Genomic DNA, 25,056 nt, shown 5'->3' on the forward strand with positions numbered 1-25,056 from the left:
ATCCCAAAACCCAATCACCCTACGCTTAACGGTCGGGGAGTGGTGCGATCGCACTCTATCCCGAACCCAGATGTTTCAGGAGGCTATCACAGGGTAGCTCCGCCGTTGCATCTGCATCCTACCGAGCAACGGGAATGAGCGATCGCTTTTTAATACTTAAATTTAAGCTAATACATTTAATCTATATAGTTCAAGTGCACTTCAGCTCATATGAACTATACAAGGGATACTCTGCAATCCGACTTCAAGCAGCTTCAACAGGTGCTATCCGAAACCCTAGCCCACATTCAAGCCTCAACACCGCCCGGCACAGAAGCCGAAAGCCAACACATTCAAGCACAAATCCGCGCAGCCCTAACCCTGATCGACCAACTCCCCAATTTATCCCCCTTGACCTCCGATCCAAACCCTCGATCCTTTGTGACGGATTAGCCATTGATTTTTGGTAGTGGTAAAGAAGTAGTGAATTACTTCATCAAGTAGCATCAATTAATCGCATTATGATAGTTTATGAAATATCATAATACTCCTTCATGATTGAAGAACTTCTTAGAATAAAATATAAAATAATCCTTTCCTCCCCAACCGTGAGCATCTTTACCTTAGCGTATTGTTGAATCTCTCGATGTGATTAGTCTCACCCTTCTCTTTGGTCTTCGGTTGATGAATCTCTTTGGGAATTGCTTCACAATATGACTCTAAACCATCCGTGTAGACCACACTACTTCTTTGCCAACTTTCGAGAATCGATTCCCATAACTTCTTCGCACTCTCCCCACTTCTATTCCCAATGTAAGCCCCCACAATTCTTCGGCTTTTTCTCTCCAGAGCTAACCAAATCCATTCCTGATTTTCTTTGCTCTTTACGTAAGACCATAACTCATCACATTCTAGGATGATTTCTGCTCCGGGAGGTGCTTCGATACTGATGTGGCATGGAGTTGACACTAAAACACTATTCACAAAACTTTGGGGTCACGTCTTTGAAACCTTCAACGCTCTTGCTATACCAGCTAGTGAACTACGTTCAAGTAGTAGATCTTTGACGGTGGTCTTTTGCTCTTCAGATATGATTTTCTTTTGAGGATTCTCAATGAACTGACGGCGACAGTCTTTACAGAGAAACTTTTGCTTTTTGTGATGAGTACCTGAGTACAGGACAAAAGTTGAAATGTACGGCGGCATCTTGATTTTGATGGGGTGGGAGCATCCTGCTCCCTATTTTGTCTGATCCCAGCGGGCAAGATGCCCGCACTACAACAGACTATGGATTTTTAGGGAGTGTGTTGAGTGTTGCTATTGTTCCACCCAACTACGAAATCATCAGGGTTTCAGCCAAAGCCTGATTTTTTGTCCTGTACTCAGGATGAGTACTTCCGTTTTTAAGGATGGCGCGAGAACCACAATAGGAACAGGGAGGGCGAGGGGCATTATCATGAACTGTCATAGGGGGTTATCAAGGTGAATTGAGTCAGATTTATTGAGGATCATTATAGCCACTCATTCCGAAAATGAAGGTCTAATCGCATCATCATAAATAAACAGGGTCTATTTCTATCATGTCAATCTCACAAAAATCACCTTTCACTACTTCTTTACCACTACCAGGGATTGGAGACGCACCACGTCAACGAAGGAAGAGATTGCGCGTCACATGAACCGATTTGGCTCATCCCCATGAGCAAGACTGAAACGAGCAGAGTTAAGTTAACTCTGCTCGTTTGTATCAAAATTTAATTGTCAAGAAATGATAAGTTACACCAGGGAACTGTGACCTAAGGCGAGGCCGGCGACGAGCATTCCGAAGACGAGGAAGGGTTGGGCGCTGGCTTGGTATTTCACGTCGTTTTTGAGGGGGTCGCGGAGGAAATACATATCCTGGAAGGTGATTTGCGGGACGATGAAGAGGATCAAGATTGTGGCGTAGAGGTTTTGGTGGATGAAGATTAGATAGGCGGCAACCCCGGCTTGGAAAATGTCGATCATGAGGACACAAATCCAGGAAGCGGTTTTAACCCCGAACATCACCGGCAGGGATTTTAACCCCAGTTGCCGATCGCCCTCCACACTTTTGAAATCATTAACGATCGCAATCCCTAACCCCGCCAAACTATAGAACAGCGTCAACCACACAATCGTCCAATTCAACGTGCCAAACAGGGCATGGCCCGCACACCAAGGCAGGGTGATGTAGCTCGCGCCGAGGGCATAGTTACCGAGCCAGCCGTTTTGCTTCAGCTTCAGCGGTGGTGCGGAATAGATATAGGCGAGAAACGTCCCGATCGCATTGATCAGCGTAATCATCGGGAAGGAATTCCCCGACCAAATATCCAGGAATGCCGCCAAGCCAAACCCCGCCGCGAGGAGAATCCCGATCTGCGCCTTCACTTGGGGGATGGAAATCACGCCGGAGGGGATGGGGCGATAGGGTTCGTTAATCGCGTCAATTTCGCGATCGTAGTAATCATTCAGGGTTTGGGTGTAGCCGGTCATGATTGGCCCGGAGAGGAGCATACAGGTGAAGGCTTTGAGGATGTCTTCGATGCCCCACCCATAGCCGCCTGACGATGCTGCACCACAGACGACCCCCCAGATCAGCGGAATCCAGGTGATCGGCTTCATCAGTTGAAGGCGAATTTTCCAAATGTTCGTTTCGAGGGCGGCTCCCTTCATGCCTAACATTTGCCGCGTTTTGGAGCCTGCTGGGGTTGGGGTTTGTTGTTCGTCTGTCATGGGTTCAGGGGCTACAGGGAAATGATTAGGTAATGGTCTTGGAATTTCGCCCCTTTGACGGGCTGGCCGGAAAGGGGGGGCGGCAGGAAGATGTTGCGCCGTTGATCGCCGGCTTCGATGGTGAGTTCGGGGCCGTATTGGGTGAGTTTGACTTGTTTTTTGTCGAAGCCGGGGAGGAAGACCCGTACTTGGCGGCTCGCGGTGTCGATGGTGAGGGGGCGGGGGATGTGGTCGGTGTCGCGGAAGTTGGGGAGGGGGTTGGCGATCGCATCCCAATCGCCCCCCGCCAAGGTGGGCACAGGGGTGCTGGGAATCGGTAAAAAGGCCCGCACTTGGTCATCCGTAGGCGTGGCCTGATTCCACAACACACCGCCGACACTCAACCCCACCTGCTGCGCACTGCCCCAATAATATTGAGCCGTGGCGATCGCGGCGGGGCTAGCGTCGGTGACGAGATAGGTTAAGACCCGTTGGGGGTTGGCGATCGCGGTTTTGCCCTCATCGAGCAGGTCTTGGGTTTCTTGGGTGGGTTGGTCGGCAAAATTGTCCCACGACCAGGACACATTGAGAATCGCACTGCTCAGGGGTTGGATGAAGGGTGCGATCGCTTTCCCCAAATCCGACTCCAGCAATACATTCCGAAAACGGCGCAGATACCAACTCCCCGTATCCGGAATCCCCAAAGTACGCAGGGTGTTCAAATCCGCCGCCCCATCGTAAACAATCACATCGTATTGATTGCTCTGGTTATAGGTGCGAATCTGATAGAGCGCCAGCGCCGAATCCATGCCCGGAAACAGCCCCAATTCTTGGCCGTAGACATTGCGCAACAGGGGAAACCGCACATATTGCGCCTCCCGTGCCTTAACCTCGTCTTCCCACACACGGGTCATTAAGTCCGGCGAACTAAATTGCACCGCTGATAGATTGGGGGCGATAGTTTGGGGTTCCGTCCCCACCTCATGACCCAGCAGCAGCCCCACCACAGGACTCGGATCTTGGGAGGCGAGTAGCACCCGCTCCCCCTGTTGGGCGAGCTTTTTCGCGGCGGCGATCGCCATGGTGGTACAGCCGACACCGCCTTTACCAATAAATGTCAGAACTTGAGCCATGAGTTTGGGGGATGAAAATTAAACTTCTTTGAGTTCGTCTGCGAAAAACCAGGTTTTGGTTTTGTCATCGAATTCGACCAATGCCCCGACACCGCTGCCGTCAGTCATTTTGTAGCCTGCGATCGTGCCAATCTTGCCGAGTTTATCCGCAACATCACCCGATACCCGATCCCGAATCCGTCGAACTTGCACTTTTGTCCCGATTTCCATTCCGATCCTTATTTTTTGTAAACGTATGTGAAAACCATTACACAGTTTAGGGCAAAACCTGAACCCCTCGAAACTGTTTCGCGGTTCTTGTGTGGGGATGCGGGCCGATCACCAGGGGAGAATGTCGCCGTTGGCGTGCCAGAATGTGCCGCTATTGTCGAGGGTGAGGGCATCGATGCGATCGAGGAGATTGTTAACTGAGGTGGTGGGGGTGATGCCGTTGGGGGTGAAGTGGGTCATGCGGGTTTGGACGAGGCCGGGATGAAGAATCGCAACGGCGATGCCTTGGGGTTTAAGGTCGAGGGCGAGGGATTTTCCGGCCATGGAAAGGGCGACTTTCGACATCCGATAGCCGTAGGAACTGCCGGAGGTGTTGTCAGCGATCGACCCCATGCGGCTGGTCATCAGGATGACTTTTGAGCCGGGGTTAAGGTGAGATAGCAGGGCATGGGTGAAGCGCAGCGGCGCGATCGCATTCACTTCAAACTGGCGGCGAATGCTTTCAAAATCGAGATCATCCAACCCCACCCGCTCCACAATTCCGGCGTTATTAATCAGCCCATCAATGGGTTGATTCCCCAGACGGGTTTTAAAGGCGGCGATCGCGTCTGGATCGGTCAACTCTACCCCCGTTTCGACGCGCACCCCCACCGCATCGAGTTCCGGTGAACTCTGCCGACAGACGGCGATCGCCTCATCACCCCGTGCTTGCAATTGCCGACAATATTCCACCCCAATGCCTCGGTTTGCGCCGGTGACGATGTAGGTTGCCATGGGTTTTCCTCCTGATTAGGCTGAGGTTGGCTTCGGGGTCACTTCGCTACACACTTCATAGAATGCGGTTTCCGGCGGTGCGGCGAAGAGATGCCCCATTTCTTTAATCAAGGCTTCGTGAACTTCGTTGCGGTTGGCTTCCATGTCTTCGGGATTATCCCAGAGAATAATCGCGATCCCTTCATCAGTGCCGGGTTTTTGGAGCAGGTAGGCCCCTTCAAATCCCTCGGTATAGGTGGACACGGCTTTGACAAAAAGCTGCTCGGCTTCGTTGAACCGCCCCGGCTTGAATGCTCCGATCGCCACGTAAGCGTATTTATGTTTGAGAAAATCTAAAAATTCCGACATGGTTCACCCTCCTCACAATAACTCGATGGTGTCGTCTAGGTTTACCTTGCCATCCTCTCCGGTGGAGCCGGGAATTTGTGGGATTTTTTTAACGATTTTGTCAAATTGGCTTACAGTGGGCGGTGCGTGATGTGTCTGAATCAGGATTTGGGATGGGGTTAGAGCAGATTCGGATTGTGTTGGTGGAACCGGCGGGGCCGTTGAATGTGGGGTCAGTGGCGCGGGTGATGAAAAATATGGGCCTGTCGCGGCTGGTGTTGGTGAATCCCCAATGCGATCGCACCGCTCCAGAGGCCTATCAAATGGCCGTCCACGCCGCAGAGATCCTCGACCAAGCGCAGATCGTGGCAACCCTACCGGACGCGGTGCAGGGGTGCGATCGCGCCGTCGCCACCGCTGGCCGGGACTGCAATCTTGCGATTCCCCTCGAACCGCCCCGCCACGCCCTGCCCTGGCTCCGTGCCACCGCTGGCGAGGCGGCGCTGATTTTCGGTCGAGAAGATCGCGGCCTCACGAATGAGGAGATCAACCTCGCCCAGCGGGCCGTAATGATCCCCGCGAATCCGGCCTATCCATCCCTCAACCTGGCCCAAGCGGTGGCGATTTGCACCTATGAACTGACCCAAGCGGCGATCGCTCCCTCCACCCCCACACCTGCGCCTGCTCAACCCACCGCCCCCCTCGACCACCTCAACGGCTACTACACCGACCTCGAAACCCTCCTCCTCGACATCGGCTATCTCATGCCCCACACCGCCGCCGCCCGCATGACCAAACTCCGCCGCCTCTACAATCGCGCCCTGCTCACCCCGGAGGAGGTGGCACTGTTACGGGGCATGATTCGGCAAACGCGCTGGGCCTTGAGACAGGGTCAAGAGTAATGCCATAGCATCAACAGATTCACTGGGTAAAGTATCCGGCTTAAAAACTAAGATAACCTGTTCGCTGGGGTCAATGAGCCAACCGAGTGGAGTGCCTTAACGAAGCATGAAGAGGATTTTGCGGGTGACCTGTAATGACCGTTGATCCGGCGAGAGAATTTCAATCACCCAGGGGGGCGCGAAATCGATTCCTTTGCGGCTAATTAATTCCGATGCATCGATGGGAATTTCAGACTCTCGTACGATTGTGATGTCGGGAATGAGGGAGCGATCGCCCATTGTACACCGTAGCTCCGGCAGCGCTTCAAAGCCCTCGCTTTGTAGATTAATCAGCCCGATCAAGCGTGCTGCAAGCGACGCTGTTGAACTTCTGGCATTGGTTTTTGATGTGCTATTCCATTGATAAATTCCCACGCTGGCGACTCATCAATATCGTGACGAGTTAAAAATGCTTCTAAGCTAGAAGGTTGAGGAACTGTGACGACCATAATTGTATTTCCTCACTCGTGTTGAATCGTAGAAATCAATACTGCTGGCAGCGAGATAATCCTAACAAAAAACCCTGGTGAATCATTTTCATTCACCAGGGTTATGTCGTTTTAAATCGCTCAAAATTTAGCGAAACTTAGGGTAAATCGGTGCTGCCCATTAAGAAGCGATCGCACTCTTTCGCCACACCACGACCCTCATTAATGGCCCAGACCACGAGACTTTGGCCGCGCCGACAATCGCCCGCTGCGAAAACATTGGGGAGGCTGGTGGTGTATTCGCCGTGGTTGGCTTTGATGTTGCTGCGGGGGTCGCGATCGAGGCCGAGGGAGTCCAGTAATGGCTGTTCGGGGCCGAGAAAACCCATGGCGAGGAGGACTAATTGTGCCGGGAGAATTTTTTCAGACCCTTCGATGTGCTTGGGAATAAAGCGGCCTTGGTCGTCCTTTTGCCAATCGACGAGGACGGTGTGAACGGCTTTGAGATGGCCGTTTTCATCGCCTTCAAAGTGGGTGGCGGTGCGGAGATAGCTACGGGGGTCGGAGCCGAACCGGGCGGCGGCCTCCTCTTGGCCGTAATCCATGCGGTAAATTTTCGGCCACTCGGGCCAGGGGTTATTGGCGGCGCGGGTTTCGGGGGGTTTGGGCATGATTTCCAACTGGGTGACCGAGTTGCACCCATGGCGGATCGAGGTGCCGACGCAATCGGTTCCGGTATCGCCGCCGCCGATGATCACCACATCTTTCCCCGCCGCCGCAATGAAGTCTTCCGTGGGGTTGCCGTTGAGGACGGTGCGGGTATTGCCCGTGAGGAATTCCATGGCGAAGTGAATCCCCTTGAGATCGCGCCCTTCAATGGGAAGATCGCGGGGTTTCGTGGCTCCGGTGCAGAGGATCACCGCGTCGAACTCGTTGAGAAGTTGGGCAGCGGGGAGGTCTGTGCCGATTTCGGTGTTACAGACGAAGGTGACTCCCTCGGCTTCGAGGACATCGAGGCGGCGCATCACCACGGCTTTTTTGTCCAATTTCATGTTGGGGATGCCGTACATCAGCAGACCACCGGGGCGATCGGCGCGTTCGTACACCGTCACCCAATGGCCGGCGCTGTTGAGTTGCGCTGCTGCGGATAAGCCAGCGGGGCCGGAGCCGACGATCGCCACTTTCTTGCCGGTGCGCTGCTGGGGCGGGTTGGGGGTGATCCAGCCGGATTCCCAGCCTTTTTCCGCGATCGCATGTTCAATGCTTTTAATTGTCACGGGCGGGTTCGTGATGCCCAAGACACAAGCCCCTTCGCAGGGAGCCGGGCAAACGCGGCCCGTGAATTCGGGGAAATTGTTGGTTTTGTGGAGGCGATCGAGGGCTTCGGACCAGAGGCCGCGATACACCAGATCATTCCATTCCGGGATGATGTTGTTAATCGGGCAACCGCTGGCCATGCGGCTGATTTCGATCCCCGTATGACAAAAGGGTGTACCGCAATCCATACAGCGTGCGCCTTGGTTGCGCAGACTTTCTTCGTTCATGGGGAGGTGAAATTCATCCCAATTGTGAATGCGATCGCTCGGTGCCACATCTTCGGCAACCTCGCGCAAATACTCCATAAATCCAGTTGGTTTACCCATAGGTCGTGATCTGATGATGAAGGGTGTGATGATTGAGAGACGTAGAGCGTCTAGGCGTAGGGTGGGCAATGCCCACCATTCCACAAGTGCAGATTCAGAAGGTGGGCAATGCCCACCCTACAGGGGGTTAACTACCGCTGATCCGGGAGATGTCGCGGGCATTTTCTTCAAAGGCCGCCGAGAGGGCATCGTCGCCGCTGAGACCATTGGCCAGGGCGGTTTGAATATGCTGCAAAACGCGCTTGTAATCGCGGGGCATCACCTTGACGAACTGGGACACATTAGCCTCCCAATCGGTAAGGATGGCTTGGGCGCGATCGCTCCCCGTATAGTCCGCGTGTTTTTGGATCATGTCGCGGACTTCGCGGATCTCCTCCGGGTCTTCGAGGCGTTCGAGGTCTACCATCTCCGGATTACAGCGGATGGCAAAATCTCCCGCCTGATTGAAGACATAGGCGACACCGCCGCTCATCCCCGCCGCAAAATTGCGCCCGGTACGACCGAGAATCACCACCTTACCGCCGGTCATGTATTCACAGCCATGGTCGCCCACGGATTCCACCACCGCCCGCACGCCGGAATTGCGCACACAGAACCGCTCGCCCACCATGCCGCGAATATAGGCTTCACCGCCCGTCGCCCCATAGAATGCCACGTTCCCCGCGATGATATTACTCGCCGCATCAAAACTCGCCTGTTTCGACGGATAGAGAATCATCTTGCCGCCGCTCAGGCCCTTGCCAAAGTAATCATTGGCATCGCCTTCAAGTTCTAGGGTCACACCTTTGGGGACAAAGGCACCGAAACTTTGGCCCGCGCTGCCTTGGAAATGAAGATGCACCGTATCTTCGGGCAAGCCGTCCCAGTGGCGTTTGGAAATTTCATTGCCGAGGATGGTGCCGACGACGCGATTAGTGTTGCAGATCGGCAGGGTGGCTTTGACGGGTTCGCCATTTTCAATGGCCGGTTGGCAAAGATCCAACAGGGTCGTGATATCCAGGGATTTATCCAAGCCGTGATCTTGGGAGATTTGGCAATAGCGGCCCACGTCCGGCCCCACATCGGGCTGATGGAGGAGGGCACTCAGGTCAATACCCTTGGCTTTCCAATGGTCAACGGCTTGTTTTTGTTCGAGGACATCGGTGCGGCCCACCATTTCGTTAATCGTCCGGAACCCTAACTGCGCCATGATTTCCCGCAATTCCATCGCGATGAAGGTCATGAAGTTAACCGTATGCTGTGGGTCGCCGGTGAAGTTTTTGCGCAGTTCGGGGTTTTGGGTCGCAACCCCGACGGGACAGGTGTTTTTATGACAGACCCGCATCATGATGCAGCCGAGGGTGACGAGGGGCGCGGTGGAAAAGCCGTATTCTTCCGCGCCGAGGAGGGTGGCGATCGCCAAATCCCGCCCCGTTTTCATTTGTCCGTCGGTTTCCACCGCAATCCGACTGCGGAGATTGTTTAACACGAGGGTTTGATGGGTTTCGGCGAGGCCCAATTCCCAGGGTAAACCGGCGTGCTTAATCGAGGTTTGCGGCGATGCACCCGTACCGCCGTCGAACCCGGACACCAGCACCACATCGGCGTGAGCTTTTGCCACCCCGGCGGCGATCGTCCCAACCCCCACTTCGGACACCAGTTTGACGCTGATTCGCGCTTCCCGGTTGGCGTTTTTGAGGTCGTGGATCAGTTCGGCCAGGTCTTCAATGGAATAGATGTCATGGTGGGGCGGTGGCGAAATCAAGCCCACACCGGGGGTCGAGTGGCGCACCTTGGCGATCCAGGGGTACACCTTCAGGCCGGGGAGTTGACCGCCTTCGCCGGGTTTTGCCCCTTGGGCCATTTTGATTTGAATTTCGCGGGCTTGGGAGAGGTAGAGGCTGGTGACCCCGAAGCGGCCAGACGCAACTTGTTTGATCGCGCTGTTTTTCGAGTCGCCGCGATCGTTCGTCCAGGTGTAGCGTTCGGGGTCTTCGCCGCCTTCGCCGGTGTTGGATTTGCCGCCGATCCGGTTCATGGCGATCGCTAACGCTTCATGGGTTTCCTTCGAGATTGACCCATAGCTCATCGCCCCGGTTTTAAAGCGTTTCATAATCGCTTCAATCGGTTCGACTTGATCAATCGAAATCGGCTCACGGGCTTTAAAGTCCAAGAGATCCCGCAGGCGGAACAGGCTTTTCCCTTGTTCGTTCACCTTGGCGGCATATTGGCGATAGAGGTCGTAATTGCCTTCGCGTACCGCCTGCTGCAAGAGGTGAATTGTCATCGGATCGAGGAGGTGTTCTTCCCCTGCTTTGCGCCATTGGTATTCACCGCCCACATCGAGGGTGAGGGGCGCACCGTCGCGATCGCTAAACCCAGCATGGTGGCGCTGCATCGCTTCGGTGGCGATCACGCTGAGATCCACCCCTTCCACACGGGAAGCCGTCCAGGAGAAATATCGATCCACCACCGAGTGATGTAGCCCGATCGCCTCGAAAATTTGCGCCCCGCGATAGCTCTGGATCGTGGAAATTCCAATCTTCGATCCGATTTTAATCACGCCTTTAGTGACGGCTTTGATGTAGTTCTTACAGGCGGTTTTATGGTCAACGCCCGTGAGCAGTCCTTCGTCGATCATGCCCTGGAAACTATCAAAGGCCACGTAGGGATTGATCGCGCCGCAGCCATAACCGAGGAGGACGGCAAAGTGATGCACCTCGCGGGGTTCGCCGGATTCAAGCACCAAACCGACACGGGTGCGTGTGCCGTTGCGGATCAGGTGGTGATGGAGACCCGCGACGGCGAGCAGGGCGGGGATCGGGGTCTGGTGGGCATCCATACCGCGATCGCTCAAAATCAAGATATTTTTACCCGATGCGATCGCCCCATCCGCAGCCTGGAAAATCTGCTCTAGGGCCGCTGTCATCCCTTCCACACCCGTTTGCGGGTCAAAAAGAATCGGCAACGTGAGCGACGAGAAGCCGCGCAGATTCACCGCCTTTAACTGCGCCAGTTCCGCATTACTCAATACCGGCGTGGGCAGTTGAATCAGTTGGCAGCTTTCCGGTTGGGGCTTGAGGAGATTCCCCTCCGAGCCAATGGTAGTCACCGCCGAGGTGATAATCGCCTCGCGGATCGAATCAATCGGCGGGTTCGTCACCTGGGCAAAGAGTTGCTGAAAATAGTCGTAGAGCAGCTTGGGCCGGTTCGACAGGGCCGCGAGGGGCGTATCCGTGCCCATCGCCCCGATCGCTTCCACGCCATTTTGCGCCATCGGAGTCAACAGTAACCGCAACTCCTCGAAGGTATAGCCAAAAGCTTTCTGTTGGGCGATCAGGGTTTCTGAGGACGATTCCACCGGATCAGCAGCGGGGAGATCCGCCAACGCCACCCGATACTGATCGAGCCAATCCCGATAGGGTTGCGCCGCGACAATCTCCTGTTTAATTTCTTCGTCGGACACGATCCGCCCTTCGTCCATATTCACCAGGAACATCCGCCCCGGTTCGAGGCGACCTTTGCGGGCGACGCGCTCCGGCTCAATGGGCAGCACCCCGGCTTCGGAGGCCATAATCACCAGGTCGTCATGGGTGACGTAGTAGCGGGAGGGGCGTAAACCGTTGCGATCGAGTACCGCGCCCATCATCGTGCCATCGGTAAAAGCGATCGAGGCGGGGCCGTCCCAGGGTTCCATCAGGCAGGCGTGATATTCATAAAACGCCTTGCGCTCCTCGCTCATGGACTCGTGGGCGCTCCAGGGTTCGGGGATCATCATCATCATCGCGTGGGGCAGGGAGCGACCGGACAGCACCATTAATTCCAGGGCGTTATCAAAAATGGCGGAATCGCTGCCTTCCATGTCGATGATCGGCTGCATTTTGTCCAGTTCGTCGCCGAATAAGTCTGAGGCGAAGAGACTTTGGCGGGCGTGCATCCAGTTGATGTTGCCGCGCAGGGTGTTGATTTCGCCGTTGTGGGCGACGTAGTGGTAGGGGTGCGATCGCTCCCAACTGGGGAAGGTATTGGTGCTGAAGCGGGAATGCACCAAACCGAGGGCGCTGGTGAAGTCGGGGTCGCTGAGGTCGGGGTAGTAGCTGCCCACTTGGGCCGTGGTGAGCATCCCTTTATAGATGATCGTGCGACAGGAGAGGCTGGAAACGTACCAATAATCATCAAGGCCAGCGCGTTGGATTTCGTGGTGCGATCGCTTGCTGATCACATACAACTTCCGCTCAAAGTCGAGATCAGTCTCTAGATCCCGATTGCGACCGATGAACACCTGCTGCATAAAGGGTTCACTGCCCTGGGCGGTGGGGCCGAGTTCGCCGTTATCCGTGGGCACATCACGCCAACCGAGAACGGTTTGGCCGGTTTCCGTGACAATTTTTTCTAACTGTTCGCGCCCCGCTTGACGCACTGCCGGATCAGGGGACGCGAAAAACATGCCAACGCCATAGTGACCGGGTTCGGGCAGGGTGATCCCCAGGGCTTGGGCCGCCTTGGCCATGAAGGCGTGGGGCAGTTGGGTGAGGATGCCTGCACCATCGCCGCTGTTGGGGTCAGCACCCACTGCGCCCCGGTGTTCCAGGTTGACTAAAATTTGTAGGGCTTGGTCTACAATCGCGTGCGATCGCTCCCCCTTCATATGCACGATAAACCCAACACCGCAGGCATCATGCTCATAGCGGGGATTGTATAGGCCCTGTTGTTGTGGCAATGCTTGTTTATTCATGGATGCAATATGACCAAGGGAAACAACTATCCGCAAAGGGACGCAAAAGATAACTTCCGAGTTTTAGAATTGTCGCGCTAAAACCCAAAAAAGGGGATCGTTCTTAACAAAATGATCAGATCACAGCAGGGTGATCCCCCTTATTTCTCAAGGCATTATGTCCCGATCCACCCTGCTCAAATGTCAGTTTGATATCGTCAAAGCATGACATTGTGATGATATCTAAAAATAGATTGATCAGAAGATAGGGTTAAGAATCGACAGTAATATGATGAGAATCGACGGAAAACGAGGTAATATCCCGATTGTCCTCCCGCAATGGGTAAGCTTATCTAGTCATCGTCAGCATGATTCAACAATTGCAAAATCTGACTCAACGCAAAGGCGGAGAAGTTGAGGCTAATCATGCCTGAAACGGATTGAAAATCCAAATCGCAGCAGCAGCCGATCACTCACGGCCAAACAGAGACTACCACCCCATCAAGAAATAGTCTGACGCTAAATCGTCAGCCAAAAAGTGTTAATTTATACCGTCAACGGGCCTTGGGCGGCGGGCTGGGGCCGTGCTGGCGGGGGTTGCGAATTTATGGCGCGGGCGATCGCCAAGAGCCGCTGCCCAGCTTTTTCTGCCATCACCACCCCGAAGGGATTCCCCATTCAGAACTGAACGACAAAAACATCCACATAATAAAACGGCAACATCACGGTCAACCCCTCAGTCCAAGGGAATCCCATCATAGCGATTCACCGCAATGAGGGCAAGAAAACGGTGATTAGATAATGAAAGGCTATGTCAGTGATTAATTATACAAATCAAAAAAAGGGAACACACGAGTACGACTAGCTTTGGGCGTACCCCACAGGCTTAACGCCCCCCACTGCGCTGCAAAACTTAAATATACTGAGAGACTATATTCAGAATTCTTAATATTCTCTGTAACGTTTGCTTTTGTTTTTTGCACTTAACATCCCATCTACAAAAATCCCCATGTCACTGTTCAAACTCGCTTGGTTAACCTCATCATTGAGCTTCATAATGGTGTGGTGTGCTAGTGCCATGGCTCTCTCTCCTGATCGCGCCTTCGCCCTCTTGGCCACCGTATCTGCCGCCCCCCAATCCTGGCAGACCAACACCCCACAAGGTCAACAGGATTCCCTCGCCCTCAGTATGCGTCTCACCCAGGCTTTTTCGACAAACCCATCCCCAGGGTTACAGGGTAAAACCTTAGCGTGGCAGCCCACAGATTCCACCACCGCTTGCCCTGCCATGGTGCAGCGCTGGTCTCACATCCCGGACCCTCCCAATTTCCACACCCATGCCCCCCTGCCCCAGCAAGCAACCGTCCGAGAGCAATTGCTCACGGTGCTGTCTGGGATGATGGAGGATTATCAAACCCAGAAAACGGCAACGGTGACGGTGAGTTCTGCGCTGCCGAGGTTTGACATTGAAACCCTTTGGGATGCGTGGCAACAGCCGATCAACCATTTCAAGGCGCAATGGTCTCCTCGTCAGGAACAGGTGCAAGTGATGGTCAATGGGGCAGCGATCGCAACCCTCAGCCACTCCACAAACGCCAAGCACCTCGCCGATCAAATTCGCTATTTTGTGAATCAGCCGGATTGGGACGCAACGCAATTAGAGCCGACTTTGATGGGGCAGTACCCCGCGATTCGGAGTGGCGATCGCTTAATGGTGGTGATTGATGATGCGATCGTGCCGCCAGAGGAGCAAAATCGGGAACTATTGGCGATTGATTGGACGAATAATCTCCGGCAGGCCTTTGGGGTGGAGCCGTTAGAACTGGTGACGGCGCAGCAGATGATGTATGGCATCCGTGAGACCCGCGAAGATTTTGAAGGGGTCGCGTCTTGGTATGGCCCGATGTTCCATGGTCGGCTCACGGCTAACGGCGAAACCTATAACCAAGATGCTTTCACTGCGGCTCATCCCCATTTACCCTTTAACACTTACCTGAAGGTGATTAACCTCGAAAGCCAAGAGGCGGTGATCGTGCGGATTAACGATCGCGGCCCCTATATCCAACCGCGCACGCTGGATCTATCGCGGGGTGTGGCTCGTTGTATTGAGAGTAAAGAGTCGGGGGTTGTGCCCTATCGTGCGATCGTGATGAGTTCGTCCTAGATGGGTTTGCCGTTCGCAGATGGCCCTCTAAAATAGGCGATGGATGGGACTCAATGGTGAACTATGCAAATCTGGGTTGTCAGTGTCGTGATCTTGTTTGTGGGCATCCAAGCCTATCAGTGGTTGTCCCACTTGGCCCTGCCGCTACCGATCTATGGAGTGGCGGGGGTTTTGTTAGCGATCGCCTCCAACAGCACCGGGCTCCGCCTCCCCACACCGTCCGCCCCATCCTTAACCCCTCCCCCCGAACCCCCCTCATCCATCCCATCCCCCCCAAAACCCTCCATTTCCTTCAAAATCAGCCGCGATTAACCCCACACCTGCCCTCTTCTGTCGTGCGAGCGTCTAGCTCGCTGCCTGCTGTCCTCTTCTTTATCAGGATTTATCAGGAGTGAGCCAGAGGCTCACACTACCATGATGGTTATTCTTTGGAGTGCGAGCTTCTAGCTCGCTGCCTGCTGTCCTCTTCTTTATCAGGATTTATCAGGAGTGAGCCAGAGGCTCACACTACCATGATGGTTATTCTTTGGAGTGCGAGCTTCTAGCTCGCTGCCCTGATGATGGGGATCAATCGCCACCATGATGGTTATTCTTTGGAATGCGAGCTTCTAGCTCGCTGCCTGCTGTCCTCCCCTGTATCAGAAGTGAGCCAGAGGCTCACACTACCATGATGGTTATTCTTTGGAGTGCGAGCTTCTAGCTCGCTGCCCTGATGATGGGGATCAATCGCCACCATGATAGTTATTCTTTGGAGTGCGAGCTTCTAGCTCGCTGCCTGCTGTCCTCTTCTTTATCAGGATTTATCAGGAGTGAGCCAGAGGCTCACACTACCATGATGGTTATTCTTTGGAGTGCGAGCTTCTAGCTCGCTGCCTGCTGTCCTCTTCTTTATCAGGATTTATCAGGAGTGAGCCAGAGGCTCACACTACCATGATGGTTATTCTTTGGAGTGCGAGCTTCTAGCTCGCTGCCCTGATGATGGGGATCAATCGCCACCATGATGGTTATTCTTTGGAGTGCGAGCTTCTAGCTCGCTGCCTGCTGTCCTCTTCTTTATCAGGATTTATCAGGAGTGAGCCAGAGGCTCACACTACCATGATGGTTATTCTTTGGAGTGCGAGCTTCTAGCTCGCTGCCCTGATGATGGGGATCAATCGCCACCATGATGGTTATTCTTTGGAGTGCGAGCTTCTAGCTCGCTGCCTGCTGTCCTCTTCTTTATCAGGATTTATCAGGAGTGAGCCAGAGGCTCACACTACCATGATGGTTATTCTTTGGAGTGCGAGCTTCTAGCTCGCTGCCCTAATGAGGGGGATCAATCGCCACCATGATGGTTATTCTTTGGAGTGCGAGCTTCTAGCTCGCTGCCCTAATGATGGGGATCAATCGCCACCATGATGGTTATTCTTTGGAGTGCGAGCTTCTAGCTCGCTGCCCTAATGAGGGGGATCAATCGCCTAAAACAATTCTCCCCAGATCAGGCCACTTCAGCCCCTTGCCCCGACTGCATCAACGGGATCACCCCCTACAAGCCCAGATCTTTCTTCATCGTCTGTAAATCCGCCTCAATTTCCCATTCTCGGAACTGGGCATCCACCGCATCAAAGGCATCAACCCCCGTTCGGTAGCGCGAGGCATTCTGCCAACCGGGGGGCGAGGCTTGGGAGGGCTTGGGTTGGGCGGCGGCTTCGGCGGCTACCTTGGCGGCGAGTTCCTTTTGTTTGGCCACCGTTTGGGTGAGGAGGTGTTCGGCTTGGCTGCGGTTTTGTTTGGTGCTTTCCAGTTGGCCCCAGCGTTGATTGCCTTGACGCAGCAGGGCGGCTTCCCGTTCGCGGGCTGGGTTGGCGAGGTCATAGCGTCCGGCGGCTTCGGCCTTGGCAATGCGTTGATGCCAGAGTCTGATATCTTCAGCGATCGCTAAAATCTCCTGTTCCAACTGCTGCACCTGTTGATTCAGACGTTGAATCAGCCGCCGGGTCTCGGCCTCTTGTTCGCGCAACTGCTCTTCGAGCACCTGCCACTGAAGCTGGGGATTATTCTGCAAAAACTCATCCAATCGCTCTTCGAGAAATTGGCTGACATCATCAAAGACACTCATGGGGGCTTAGGGGTTAGAAGGTTTGACCCACGTAGATCGATCGGACTTCCCCATTGCGGCGCACGGTGGCCTGCCTGTTTTCGGTGGACACCAACGTCCAGCCACTATCGCCAATGGGTTCCCCGACGCTGATCCGTTGGGTGGTCTCTCCTACCATAAACAATGCCGTGGAGCGATCGCCATAGTCCAAAATCCCCACCAACTTATTGGTGTTCGAGGGCAATGGATTGCTAGGGGCCACCCCTGGAGCCTCATCTAAAGAGGGTAAAGGGGGCAACACCTGCTGCTGACGAGCGAGGGGCGGCGCGGGAATGGTCGCCGCCGGGAACCGAGGAATGGGCGACTGAGCCGTCCGATTGTTCTGAGGTAATGGGGCCGGTGTAGTGGAATTCGAGGCCGGATTTTCGGAAAGATTCGGAGGCGTTACCGGTTGATTGTCCTGCGATCGCACCCCTGACCCATCGGCTGAATTAGGATTAGGCGGATAAACCGGAATATACACCCGTTCGATCACCTGGGGCGATTGGGGCGCGGCGGCGGTATTGTCCGGGGCGGTGAGATTAGCCTGGAGGGGGGTTTGGGGGGTCGCGGCGGCGGGACTTGGCGGGCGGCGTTCAATGGCTTGGAGCGATCGCAACATATACTGACCAAACGCAGCTTCTTCTGGGGGCAACTCCGCCCAAGAGGAACCCGATTCCACCGTACTCGTCACCGCCGGTTGAAATCGCTGCAAATTCAACTTACCTTGGGTCGCCAACCACACCACAACCCCCACCAAGGAGAGGCCCGCGATCGCAAAAAAGACCTTATCTAAATTCTGTGCCAGGATCATCTTGGCTGAGGGCCGCCCTGACTGCACTGCCGACGCTTTCCGGCTAGATTGGGTAGTAGCAACCCCCTCAGCCGGAGCAGGAACCGGCATGGTCGGCATCGTCAACTCCGTCGGCACCACCGATCGCAAGGACACATAATTCCCTTGAGCTGGCTTCGTCGGTAACTGGCTTCCCCCATCCAAGATCCCATCAACATCCGAAAACAGATCATCCATTAGATGATCCGCCTCCGATTCAATCGACCATGGCTCCGCAACTTTCGGTTCTAAATAGGCAGGGGAAGCAGTCCCGTTCATTACCTCATCAGCCATAGATTTTTTCTCTGTCCTCAACACACTGAATGCAGCACTATCTTATCCTGTCGGTTCTCGAACGGCTACAGATTGAGAATGATTTTCTCTGTGAATCATAAAAAATGAATCCCCCGAGGAGAAGTCGAACCCCAGCCCAGCAAAGACCTCTCCTCTGTGCCTAGACTCCGTCGGGCCCTGATCGGGGAAATCACACCCACCCAGGATCGGCGCAAGCACCACACAAACAACATTCACCAGGGCGATCGCCCCTAAGGGCCTCTCCTCAAGATCACAACGATCCTCCCATCCAACCGTCCCGCATCATTGCATCCGTTGCACAGATAAAAATGTCCTGAAATGTCCTGCTCCAGACGTTGATCTAGATGGCGAAGTATCCACCAATTCAGTCAATTCAGTTCAGACACTCCTGGCATTAAAATTAATTCATGAAAATTATGCACAGCACTTCGGTCAATTCCAAATCAGCCAAAAACCAGCAAGAGACCAAAAAAATTATTCATAGAAAGCCACAATCTGCAATAAATCAAGAATTCCGATCGAGACTGCAAAAATACACTGTAAATAAATCACCTCAAAGCATTAAAAAACATTGACATCATCAAATACTGTCGATAAAATGGTCAGATCAAAAACAATAATATCCAATCTTCTCTTGCGTTAAATCTAATGCAAAATCGATCTTTCAAAAAAATGCAACTCCTTCAAAAAAGTGTGGATTATTTTGCATTCCGAGATTATAAATCTACCTATATTTTGGCTTGGATTACGTTGGGAGTTTGTGTGCTCCCGGTCATCTTGGAGGGAATGGGTGTTGACTTTAGCTCACCTGCGATTACGGCGGATCTCTTTCAAACCCCACCGACTGAAAATATCATTGATACCGTTCATATTCACTTAGCCGGAAGCTTCATTCATACGATTTTAGAATGGAGTGCATTTTGTGCTGGGCTGTTTACGGCGATTCTTGCTTTTGTCTATTTTATTCTCAACCGTGATGTTGTTACCCCCATTATCGGCATTTCTCTATTTTATGCCGGTTGTATGGATGCCTTTCATACCCTAGCGGCCGATCGCCTCATTGCCGGTGTTGCCAACTTCCAAGACTTGATTCCCTTCACCTGGGCAATCTGTCGGGTTTTTAGTGGTTTGATTTTGATTATTGGAGTTAGTCTCTTTTTGGGGACGAAGCGATCGCACCTCGACGGCAAATTTCAATCCATTGCCCTGATTAGCGTGATCTGCGGAGTGGTCGCCTATGGCACAATCTTAATCTGTGTCCGCACGGAACACCTCCCCCAAACCATGTTTCCCACCGCGCTGATCACCCGACCCTGGGATGTAGTGCCGCTGGTTTTGTTTGCGATCGCGGGTCTGTTTCTCTTTCCCCGCTTCTATCACCGCTATCCCAGTTTTTTCTCACAATCCCTGATCATCAGCACGATTCCACAAATTGCCACACAAATTCACATGGCATTCGGCTCTACTCGACTGTTTGATAGTGATTTTAATATTGCCCATTTTTTAAAAATAATCGCTTATTTAATCCCCTTTGTTGGCCTGTGTTTTGCCTATGTAGAAATTAACATCGAAAAAGAAGCCGCCGAGCAACAATTACGCCAACGCCAAGCCCAACTTGAAACTGCCCTCCAAGACTTAAAAGGCACGCAAGCCCAGTTGATTCAATCAGAAAAAATGTCCAGTTTAGGGCAGTTAGTGGGAGGGATTGCCCACGAAATCAATAATCCGGTTAATTTTATTTACGGTAACCTCATCCATGCCCAAGGCTATGTGAATGATTTAAAATCCATCGTTGCACTGTATCAACAATATTACCCTGATCCTGATCCACTCATTCAAGATGTCGTCGAAACCGTGGATTTACCCTTCATCCTGAGTGATTTTCCGGATCTACTTCAATCCATGCAAGTCGGCGCAAAACGGATTCAGGAGGTGGTGGATTCGCTGCGCAACTTTTCCCGACTTGATGAATCCGATCGTAAAGAATGTGATATTCATGATGGCTTAGAAAGCACGCTCTTATTTCTCAAAAATCGCCTCAAACACCAGCGCAATCACGCCGAAATCACCATTAAAAAAGACTATGATGTCTTGCCCTTGGTTGAATGTTATCCGAGTCACCTCAATCAGGTGTTTTTGAGTTTGTTAGAAAATGCGATTGACACCTTAGAAACGAAGGCTAAAACCTCGGATTTTTTTGAGCCTTGCATTACCATTCAAACCCGCTGCACGGGCGATCGCTGCTTGATTTCTATTCGCGATAATGGTACGGGGATGTCTGCGGCGGTGATGCAGAAGATTTTTGATCCGTTTTTCACCACGAAGGTGGTGGGGCAGGGCACGGGTTTAGGGCTAGCGGTCAGCTACAGCATTATCCACGATCAACATCACGGTATCTTAAGTTGCCAGTCGGATCTAGGTCAGGGGAGTGAGTTTCAAATCTCGATTCCGCTGCGGTTGCAACGGGAGCGGTAGGGCTTCGGGATGACGTAATGGCGGGGCGTTGGGGTGATTATCACCGAGGGTCTCGCGCTTGGGTACGGATTAAACCTTCCTAAAGAGGAGCGATCGCCCTCGGCAGAATCTGGTAAGCTTATTGAGAGACTTTCCTATTTAAGGCTACCTGGATTGATGAAGACAACAGGTAAGGGTCATTGAACCAGGGTCAAGATCCATTGACCTATTTTCCTACTGTAAGGACGAAATCACTATGCTTTCACAAAACCTGATTGATCATCTCAATCACCAAATCAATCTTGAAATTTATTCGTCCCATCTTTATCTCCAGATGAGTTCATGGTGTGTACAAAAAAGTTTAGATGGGTGTGCATTGTTTCTTAATCAACATGCCAATGAAGAAATGATGCATATGCGTCGTTTGTTGGGCTATTTGCATGAAACAGGGGCTTATGCTGTGGTGGGCGGTGTGGAAGCTCCCCCCACCACCTTCTCATCTTTGACGGAGGTGTTTGAAAAAATCTATGCCCATGAACAGTTAATTACGAAAAAAATTAGCCATCTGGTGCATATTGCAAATACCGAACCGGACTATGCTACGCTGCAATTTTTACAGTGGTATGTGGCGGAACAACATCAAGAGGAGTTTCTGTTTAAAAGTGTTTTAGATAAGATTAAACTGATTGGCACGGAGGGTCAGGGACTCTTTTTTATTGACGAAGAAATTCGCAAGTTAGCCACTAATAAAGCTGCGAAGGAAACGACAATGGCCGCTGAAGAGGCTCAATAAGAGCTTGTTTAAGAAGTGTCTTTAAGAGAAAGGCAAGGGGCTTAAGCCCCTTGTTTCCATTGAGTGAAGCTCATGGTTTGGATCTGAGTTCAACTTTTCAAACAGCCTCTAAAACGTCCAATAAAATCAACTAGGTTGACGTACTCCCCCGCATAAATGACGGGGGATTCTGGGTTCAGACAGCAATTGCAGGCGTAGCCCGTCTTATCTTGCCTCGCCCAATGGACAACGCCCTGCCCATAAGGTGCTCACCCCGGAATTTTACTTCGCGCTAGCGAACGCTTTTATTGTATCACCACCGAATCAATTCGGTTATTCGCTTATATCCCCCGAATAAAATTCAGGGGGCTTTACGCATCACGCTCGTAACAATAACGGGACTGGCCGGATTTGAACCGGCGACCTAGCGCTTAGGAGGCGCTTGCTCTATCCAACTGAGCCACAGCCCCACGCTTTTGATCCAACGCACACCAATGCACCGATGAATTGATGGGGCGATGAAAAGCATTGTCATTTTATCCCACGGGTTGATCAATCGCCTAGTGTCTTGTCTAGCTTAGATAGGTTGACTTACTCCCCCGTTTAGAAAACGGGGGATTCTGGGATCAAACAGCAATAGCAGGCAACGCCTGTCTGACATCACCTAACCCAATGGCTGAAGCCCCAGCCACTTTAATATTCATCGCCGCATTCTCATCCCGGTCATTCTCTGTCGAGCAACTGGGACACCGCCAATGGCGAGTCTCTAAATCCAGATGCTCCAAAATATGACCACAACTTGAACAGGTCTTGCTCGAAGGGAACCAGCGGTCAACATAGACCACCCGCTTCCCCTTCTTCGTCGCCACCCACTCCAGGATTTGCAGAAACTCTCGAAACGCCAAATCACTCACCTTACGCCCCCAAAGCCGCTGCATCGCCTTGAGGTTCAAGGTTTCAAAACACAGCACATCAAACTGATTCGTCAGTTGGTGGGCTAACTTCCAAAACCAGTCCCGCCGTCGATGGGCAATATCTTCATGCTTTCGGGCTAAGTTCAATCGGGCACGTTCTCGATTCGCTGAACCCTTTTGCTTACGGGACAACTCTCGACTCGCTTTGCGAACCGAGTTAAGTGACTGCTTGAAGAACAAGGGGGCATCAATCTTGAATCCCTCAGAACAGGTCAAGAAGGTCTTAAGTCCAAAATCAAAACCAGCAATGTTACCTGTCTCGGTTTTGACTTCAGGCTCTGACAGGGTATCTACCGTGACAATCATGAACAGTTCTCCCAAGGGAGTTCGTTTAATCGTCACGGTCTTGACCTTGCCCTCAATGGGGCGAGAGTTCCAATATTGATAGACTTTGTTCCCAATCCTCACCCGGTTGCCACCGAGGAATTTGTACCCGGCTTGCTTGAGGGTGAAGGATTTGTACTTTCGGGTCTTCTTAAAGTTTGGCAGGCGAACGCCTTTTTTGTTGTGTTTGAAGAACAGTTGATAGGCTTTCTCAATTCGTTGGCAGATATCCTGTACGGCTTGAGAACCCACCTGCAACCACCAGGGGTTCCGTTTCCGAAGCTTGGCGATGTGTTTTTGCAGTCGGGCGCAGTTCAAGTGCTTGCCCCACATTCGGTAGTACCGTTTGTGGAGGGCAACACAATGGTTGTAGATACGCCCTGCGGCATTGATTGTCCGCTTGAGGTATCGATTTCGCTTGTGTTGGTAGAGCTTGAACTTGAGCGTTTTCATGGTTGCTATGATACCTCGGTATCACGGCTGAATAAATTCAGCCCTTCGCTTATATCCCCCGTTTGGAAAACGGGGGGCTTTACGCTTTACATTCGTAAGGCTGGAGCGGATGGGGGAGCGGAGTCGAATCCCGGAGCACCAGACTTCGACTTCGCTCAGTCTTCAAGGTACTTGCCATCTAAGGCTAGGCACTCCGCTAGGGGCGATCGCATCAAGGACTGAGCGATGGTAACCTCGTCTCACCCCTGCGATCGCCCTAACCCTGATCAACTTGGATCTTGATCCGACTTTTGAAGCAGGGTCTGGAGGTCAAGGATTCAATCAACCTTCAACCCCAATCGTGAGTAATTCCCGAAAGAGAACCGCCACCGACCCCGCCATAATCATGGCATAGTCTTCGTTCATGGTTAACAGGTCGGTGGTCGTGTCGAAATCCAACAGCAGATCGCCTAAGGCCATGAGCGCCGTTTCATTCAACGATTCCACCAGCGCCGGCACATCTAGATCCGCTGCACGGCAGAGGGTTTTAATCTGCGCTTCATCTTGATCCAAAATTGCCACCAAGGCCCGTTTTTCGAGGGAGGTGAGGGCATGGACAAACTCATACCATTCACTGGCAAGGGCATAGACTCGGCCCGGTAGTTCCGGTTGTTGTAGCTCGGCGAGTTGGGTTTCGAGGGCGGTGAGTTGGTTTTGGGTGGTGGTGAGGGTGTCGAGGGTGTCTTGGAGTTGGTTTTGGGCGGTGGTGTAGTCCTGTTGGGCGATCGCTAACTGGGCCTGTTGCTGTTGTACCTGGCCGCTTAGGTCCTGATGCTGGTGTTGGAGGGTGGTGAGTTGGGGGATGAGGGTGTCGTGCTCGGCCTGGAGGGTGCGCAGGCGTGCTTGGAGGGTCTCCTGTTCTTGGTGGAGGGTGAGGAGTTCCGCCTGTTGAGTCTGGAGGTGTTGACGGGTGTCGCTGAGTTCGTCGCGGCGGGCTTTGAGTGACCCTAGGGTTTGGTGGAGTTGACTGGTTTGGCTCTGGAGGGTGGCTTTTTCGGCGGTTAACTGCGTCACCGCCTGCTGAACGGCTTCGAGGGCTTCTTGTTGGTCGAGGATGTCGGTTTGGGCGGCTTCGATCGCCTCGTTGAGACGGTGGAGATATTGTTCAAGCTGTTGGGCTTGGTTTTGTTGTTGGGCTTGGGTGGCGGTGGCGGTGGCGATGTCGAGGGATTGGGGATAGGGGTTGGGGGTTTGAGCCTGTTGGTATTGGTGGAGTTCGTGAATGAGTTCGTTGCGGTACTGGTGGAGTTCGGTGATGCGACTCAAGAGGCGATCGCGATCCAATTCCAGCCGCTGTAACGTGCCATTCACCTCTTGCTGAGTTTGGAGGGTGGCCTGGATTGTCTGCTGCAAATTGTGGTGCTGGGCTTGGAGGGTATGGATTTGGTGGCGGAGACTATTGCGCTGGTGGCGATCGTCCTGGAGGTGGCGAAATTCAGACCAGAGGCTCACAAAATACCCCACCGGAACCATAATCACAGCGGTGATCAAGGCGGGTGCTAATTGTTGATGCAAGAGTAAACCCAAAAGAAACCCCACGCCAAACGTGAGGAATCCAAACAGGAAGTTATATATAGGTACTTTTGGTGTTTTGTGCGATCGCATTAACCCGTTATCACCCTCATCAAAGCTTCCTTCTCTTGACTGCCAGTGAGAATTCAACCCCCATCCTACCGTTTCTCCCCGATTCTCAAGCGTTGAGGGCGACCATTTCTCACAATTTCGCCCCTCAACGACAACAAGGGGCTTTAA

General features: G+C 52.8%; 22 protein-coding genes and 1 tRNA gene. 6 read left to right on the forward strand and 17 right to left on the reverse strand.

Annotated elements, in window-relative coordinates:
- Nucleotides 1–210: 210 nt before the first annotated feature.
- Nucleotides 211–432 (forward strand): hypothetical protein, encoded by a 222-nt coding sequence (locus tag SPI6313_RS22715; RefSeq protein ID WP_139276508.1) that lies wholly within the window; start codon nt 211–213, stop codon nt 430–432.
- Nucleotides 433–597: 165 nt separating this feature from the next.
- On the opposite strand, the gene SPI6313_RS25325 is transcribed toward SPI6313_RS22715, so the two are convergent.
- The 7 genes from SPI6313_RS25325 to SPI6313_RS03945 all read right to left on the reverse strand — a co-directional run bounded on the left by SPI6313_RS25325 (nt 598) and on the right by SPI6313_RS03945 (nt 5,177).
- Complete coding sequence (locus SPI6313_RS25325) at nt 598–963, reverse strand: IS1 family transposase (RefSeq protein WP_084668883.1); 366 nt, start codon at nt 961–963, stop codon at nt 598–600.
- A gap of 12 nt (nt 964–975) precedes the next feature.
- Nucleotides 976–1,185 carry an IS1/IS1595 family N-terminal zinc-binding domain-containing protein gene (locus SPI6313_RS25330; protein ID WP_425443050.1) on the reverse strand — a complete coding sequence of 70 codons (210 nt, stop codon included), beginning with the start codon at nt 1,183–1,185 and terminating at the stop codon, nt 976–978.
- 570 nt (nt 1,186–1,755) lie between these two features.
- Nucleotides 1,756–2,733 (reverse strand): chlorophyll synthase ChlG, encoded by a 978-nt coding sequence (gene chlG, locus SPI6313_RS03925; protein WP_072619818.1) that lies wholly within the window; start codon nt 2,731–2,733, stop codon nt 1,756–1,758.
- An 11-nt stretch (nt 2,734–2,744) separates the two neighbouring features.
- Nucleotides 2,745–3,845 carry a Get3/ArsA fold putative tail anchor-mediating ATPase NosAFP gene (locus tag SPI6313_RS03930; RefSeq protein WP_072619819.1) on the reverse strand — a complete coding sequence of 367 codons (1,101 nt, stop codon included), beginning with the start codon at nt 3,843–3,845 and terminating at the stop codon, nt 2,745–2,747.
- Nucleotides 3,846–3,863: 18 nt separating this feature from the next.
- Complete coding sequence (petP, locus tag SPI6313_RS03935) at nt 3,864–4,055, reverse strand: cytochrome b6f subunit PetP (protein ID WP_072619820.1); 192 nt, start codon at nt 4,053–4,055, stop codon at nt 3,864–3,866.
- A gap of 108 nt (nt 4,056–4,163) precedes the next feature.
- Entirely contained in the window at nt 4,164–4,829 is a 666-nt protein-coding gene (locus tag SPI6313_RS03940) for an SDR family oxidoreductase (protein WP_072619821.1), read from the reverse strand.
- A 15-nt stretch (nt 4,830–4,844) separates the two neighbouring features.
- Nucleotides 4,845–5,177 (reverse strand): antibiotic biosynthesis monooxygenase, encoded by a 333-nt coding sequence (locus tag SPI6313_RS03945; RefSeq protein WP_072619822.1) that lies wholly within the window; start codon nt 5,175–5,177, stop codon nt 4,845–4,847.
- A 152-nt stretch (nt 5,178–5,329) separates the two neighbouring features.
- Between SPI6313_RS03945 and SPI6313_RS03950 the strand changes: the two genes are divergently transcribed.
- Complete coding sequence (locus SPI6313_RS03950; protein WP_072619823.1) at nt 5,330–6,058, forward strand: TrmJ/YjtD family RNA methyltransferase; 729 nt, start codon at nt 5,330–5,332, stop codon at nt 6,056–6,058.
- 96 nt (nt 6,059–6,154) lie between these two features.
- Here SPI6313_RS03950 and SPI6313_RS22205 read toward each other — a convergent pair whose 3' ends face one another.
- The 5 genes from SPI6313_RS22205 to SPI6313_RS24680 form a co-directional block, all read right to left on the reverse strand.
- Nucleotides 6,155–6,400: a Uma2 family endonuclease gene (locus SPI6313_RS22205; RefSeq protein ID WP_175551060.1), complete on the reverse strand. Its 246-nt coding sequence runs from the start codon at nt 6,398–6,400 to the stop codon at nt 6,155–6,157.
- Nucleotides 6,397–6,546, reverse strand: coding sequence for a hypothetical protein (locus tag SPI6313_RS23315; protein ID WP_175551061.1), 150 nt, complete (start codon nt 6,544–6,546; stop codon nt 6,397–6,399). Before SPI6313_RS23315 ends, SPI6313_RS22205 begins: the two co-directional genes overlap by 4 nt.
- Before the next feature lie 137 nt (nt 6,547–6,683).
- A complete protein-coding gene (locus tag SPI6313_RS03960; protein ID WP_072619824.1) occupies nt 6,684–8,168 on the reverse strand; it encodes a glutamate synthase subunit beta in 1,485 nt (494 codons plus the stop codon).
- Nucleotides 8,169–8,295: 127 nt separating this feature from the next.
- Nucleotides 8,296–12,882 carry a glutamate synthase large subunit gene (gene gltB / locus SPI6313_RS03965; RefSeq protein ID WP_072619825.1) on the reverse strand — a complete coding sequence of 1,529 codons (4,587 nt, stop codon included), beginning with the start codon at nt 12,880–12,882 and terminating at the stop codon, nt 8,296–8,298.
- 924 nt (nt 12,883–13,806) lie between these two features.
- A complete protein-coding gene (locus tag SPI6313_RS24680; RefSeq protein WP_281248348.1) occupies nt 13,807–13,941 on the reverse strand; it encodes a hypothetical protein in 135 nt (44 codons plus the stop codon).
- Between SPI6313_RS24680 and SPI6313_RS03970 the strand changes: the two genes are divergently transcribed.
- Nucleotides 13,940–15,025 (forward strand): septal ring lytic transglycosylase RlpA family protein, encoded by a 1,086-nt coding sequence (locus SPI6313_RS03970; RefSeq protein ID WP_072619826.1) that lies wholly within the window; start codon nt 13,940–13,942, stop codon nt 15,023–15,025. The two genes, SPI6313_RS24680 and SPI6313_RS03970, sit on opposite strands and share 2 nt — an antisense overlap.
- A gap of 63 nt (nt 15,026–15,088) precedes the next feature.
- Entirely contained in the window at nt 15,089–15,337 is a 249-nt protein-coding gene (locus SPI6313_RS03975; RefSeq protein ID WP_072619827.1) for a hypothetical protein, read from the forward strand.
- Between the two features lie 1,213 nt (nt 15,338–16,550).
- On the opposite strand, the gene SPI6313_RS03980 is transcribed toward SPI6313_RS03975, so the two are convergent.
- Nucleotides 16,551–17,123, reverse strand: a complete 573-nt coding sequence (locus SPI6313_RS03980) for a TIGR04376 family protein (RefSeq protein ID WP_072619828.1) — start codon at nt 17,121–17,123, stop codon at nt 16,551–16,553.
- Between the two features lie 13 nt (nt 17,124–17,136).
- Nucleotides 17,137–18,252 (reverse strand): hypothetical protein, encoded by a 1,116-nt coding sequence (locus SPI6313_RS03985; RefSeq protein ID WP_072619829.1) that lies wholly within the window; start codon nt 18,250–18,252, stop codon nt 17,137–17,139.
- 684 nt (nt 18,253–18,936) lie between these two features.
- On the opposite strand from SPI6313_RS03985, the gene SPI6313_RS03990 reads away from it, so the two are divergent.
- Nucleotides 18,937–20,763, forward strand: coding sequence for an ATP-binding protein (locus tag SPI6313_RS03990; protein ID WP_245788586.1), 1,827 nt, complete (start codon nt 18,937–18,939; stop codon nt 20,761–20,763).
- Between the two features lie 235 nt (nt 20,764–20,998).
- A complete protein-coding gene (gene ftnA, locus SPI6313_RS03995) occupies nt 20,999–21,535 on the forward strand; it encodes a non-heme ferritin (RefSeq protein ID WP_072619830.1) in 537 nt (178 codons plus the stop codon).
- 375 nt (nt 21,536–21,910) lie between these two features.
- Here ftnA and SPI6313_RS04000 read toward each other — a convergent pair.
- From SPI6313_RS04000 to SPI6313_RS04010, 3 genes are all read right to left on the reverse strand, one after another.
- Nucleotides 21,911–21,984: transfer RNA gene (locus tag SPI6313_RS04000), tRNA-Arg, on the reverse strand.
- A 156-nt stretch (nt 21,985–22,140) separates the two neighbouring features.
- Complete coding sequence (locus SPI6313_RS04005; protein WP_072619831.1) at nt 22,141–23,265, reverse strand: RNA-guided endonuclease InsQ/TnpB family protein; 1,125 nt, start codon at nt 23,263–23,265, stop codon at nt 22,141–22,143.
- 321 nt (nt 23,266–23,586) lie between these two features.
- Nucleotides 23,587–24,831, reverse strand: coding sequence for a coiled-coil domain-containing protein (locus SPI6313_RS04010; protein ID WP_139276510.1), 1,245 nt, complete (start codon nt 24,829–24,831; stop codon nt 23,587–23,589).
- Between the last annotated feature and the right edge of the window lie 225 nt (nt 24,832–25,056).

Source organism: Spirulina major PCC 6313, assembly GCF_001890765.1.
In the GTDB taxonomy this organism is placed as follows: Bacteria; Cyanobacteriota; Cyanobacteriia; order Cyanobacteriales; family Spirulinaceae; genus Spirulina; species Spirulina major.

Excerpts from the sequence above, each read along its gene's own strand:
- gltB (WP_072619825.1), bottom strand. The coding sequence starts at position 12,882 with ATGAATAAACAAGCATTGCCACAACAACAGGGCCTATACAATCCCCGC.
- SPI6313_RS03980 (WP_072619828.1), bottom strand. The coding sequence starts at position 17,123 with ATGAGTGTCTTTGATGATGTCAGCCAATTTCTCGAAGAGCGATTGGAT.
- SPI6313_RS03990 (WP_245788586.1), top strand. The coding sequence starts at position 18,937 with ATGCAAAATCGATCTTTCAAAAAAATGCAACTCCTTCAAAAAAGTGTG.
- ftnA (WP_072619830.1), top strand. The coding sequence starts at position 20,999 with ATGCTTTCACAAAACCTGATTGATCATCTCAATCACCAAATCAATCTT.
- SPI6313_RS03960 (WP_072619824.1), bottom strand. The coding sequence starts at position 8,168 with ATGGGTAAACCAACTGGATTTATGGAGTATTTGCGCGAGGTTGCCGAA.
- SPI6313_RS03930 (WP_072619819.1), bottom strand. The coding sequence starts at position 3,845 with ATGGCTCAAGTTCTGACATTTATTGGTAAAGGCGGTGTCGGCTGTACC.
- petP (WP_072619820.1), bottom strand. The coding sequence starts at position 4,055 with ATGGAAATCGGGACAAAAGTGCAAGTTCGACGGATTCGGGATCGGGTA.
- SPI6313_RS04005 (WP_072619831.1), bottom strand. The coding sequence starts at position 23,265 with ATGAAAACGCTCAAGTTCAAGCTCTACCAACACAAGCGAAATCGATAC.
- SPI6313_RS03985 (WP_072619829.1), bottom strand. The coding sequence starts at position 18,252 with ATGAACGGGACTGCTTCCCCTGCCTATTTAGAACCGAAAGTTGCGGAG.
- SPI6313_RS03975 (WP_072619827.1), top strand. The coding sequence starts at position 15,089 with ATGCAAATCTGGGTTGTCAGTGTCGTGATCTTGTTTGTGGGCATCCAA.
- SPI6313_RS23315 (WP_175551061.1), bottom strand. The coding sequence starts at position 6,546 with ATGGTCGTCACAGTTCCTCAACCTTCTAGCTTAGAAGCATTTTTAACT.
- chlG (WP_072619818.1), bottom strand. The coding sequence starts at position 2,733 with ATGACAGACGAACAACAAACCCCAACCCCAGCAGGCTCCAAAACGCGG.
- SPI6313_RS25330 (WP_425443050.1), bottom strand. The coding sequence starts at position 1,185 with ATGCCGCCGTACATTTCAACTTTTGTCCTGTACTCAGGTACTCATCAC.
- SPI6313_RS03950 (WP_072619823.1), top strand. The coding sequence starts at position 5,330 with ATGGGGTTAGAGCAGATTCGGATTGTGTTGGTGGAACCGGCGGGGCCG.
- SPI6313_RS24680 (WP_281248348.1), bottom strand. The coding sequence starts at position 13,941 with ATGGCACTAGCACACCACACCATTATGAAGCTCAATGATGAGGTTAAC.
- SPI6313_RS03970 (WP_072619826.1), top strand. The coding sequence starts at position 13,940 with ATGGCTCTCTCTCCTGATCGCGCCTTCGCCCTCTTGGCCACCGTATCT.
- SPI6313_RS03940 (WP_072619821.1), bottom strand. The coding sequence starts at position 4,829 with ATGGCAACCTACATCGTCACCGGCGCAAACCGAGGCATTGGGGTGGAA.
- SPI6313_RS22715 (WP_139276508.1), top strand. The coding sequence starts at position 211 with ATGAACTATACAAGGGATACTCTGCAATCCGACTTCAAGCAGCTTCAA.
- SPI6313_RS03945 (WP_072619822.1), bottom strand. The coding sequence starts at position 5,177 with ATGTCGGAATTTTTAGATTTTCTCAAACATAAATACGCTTACGTGGCG.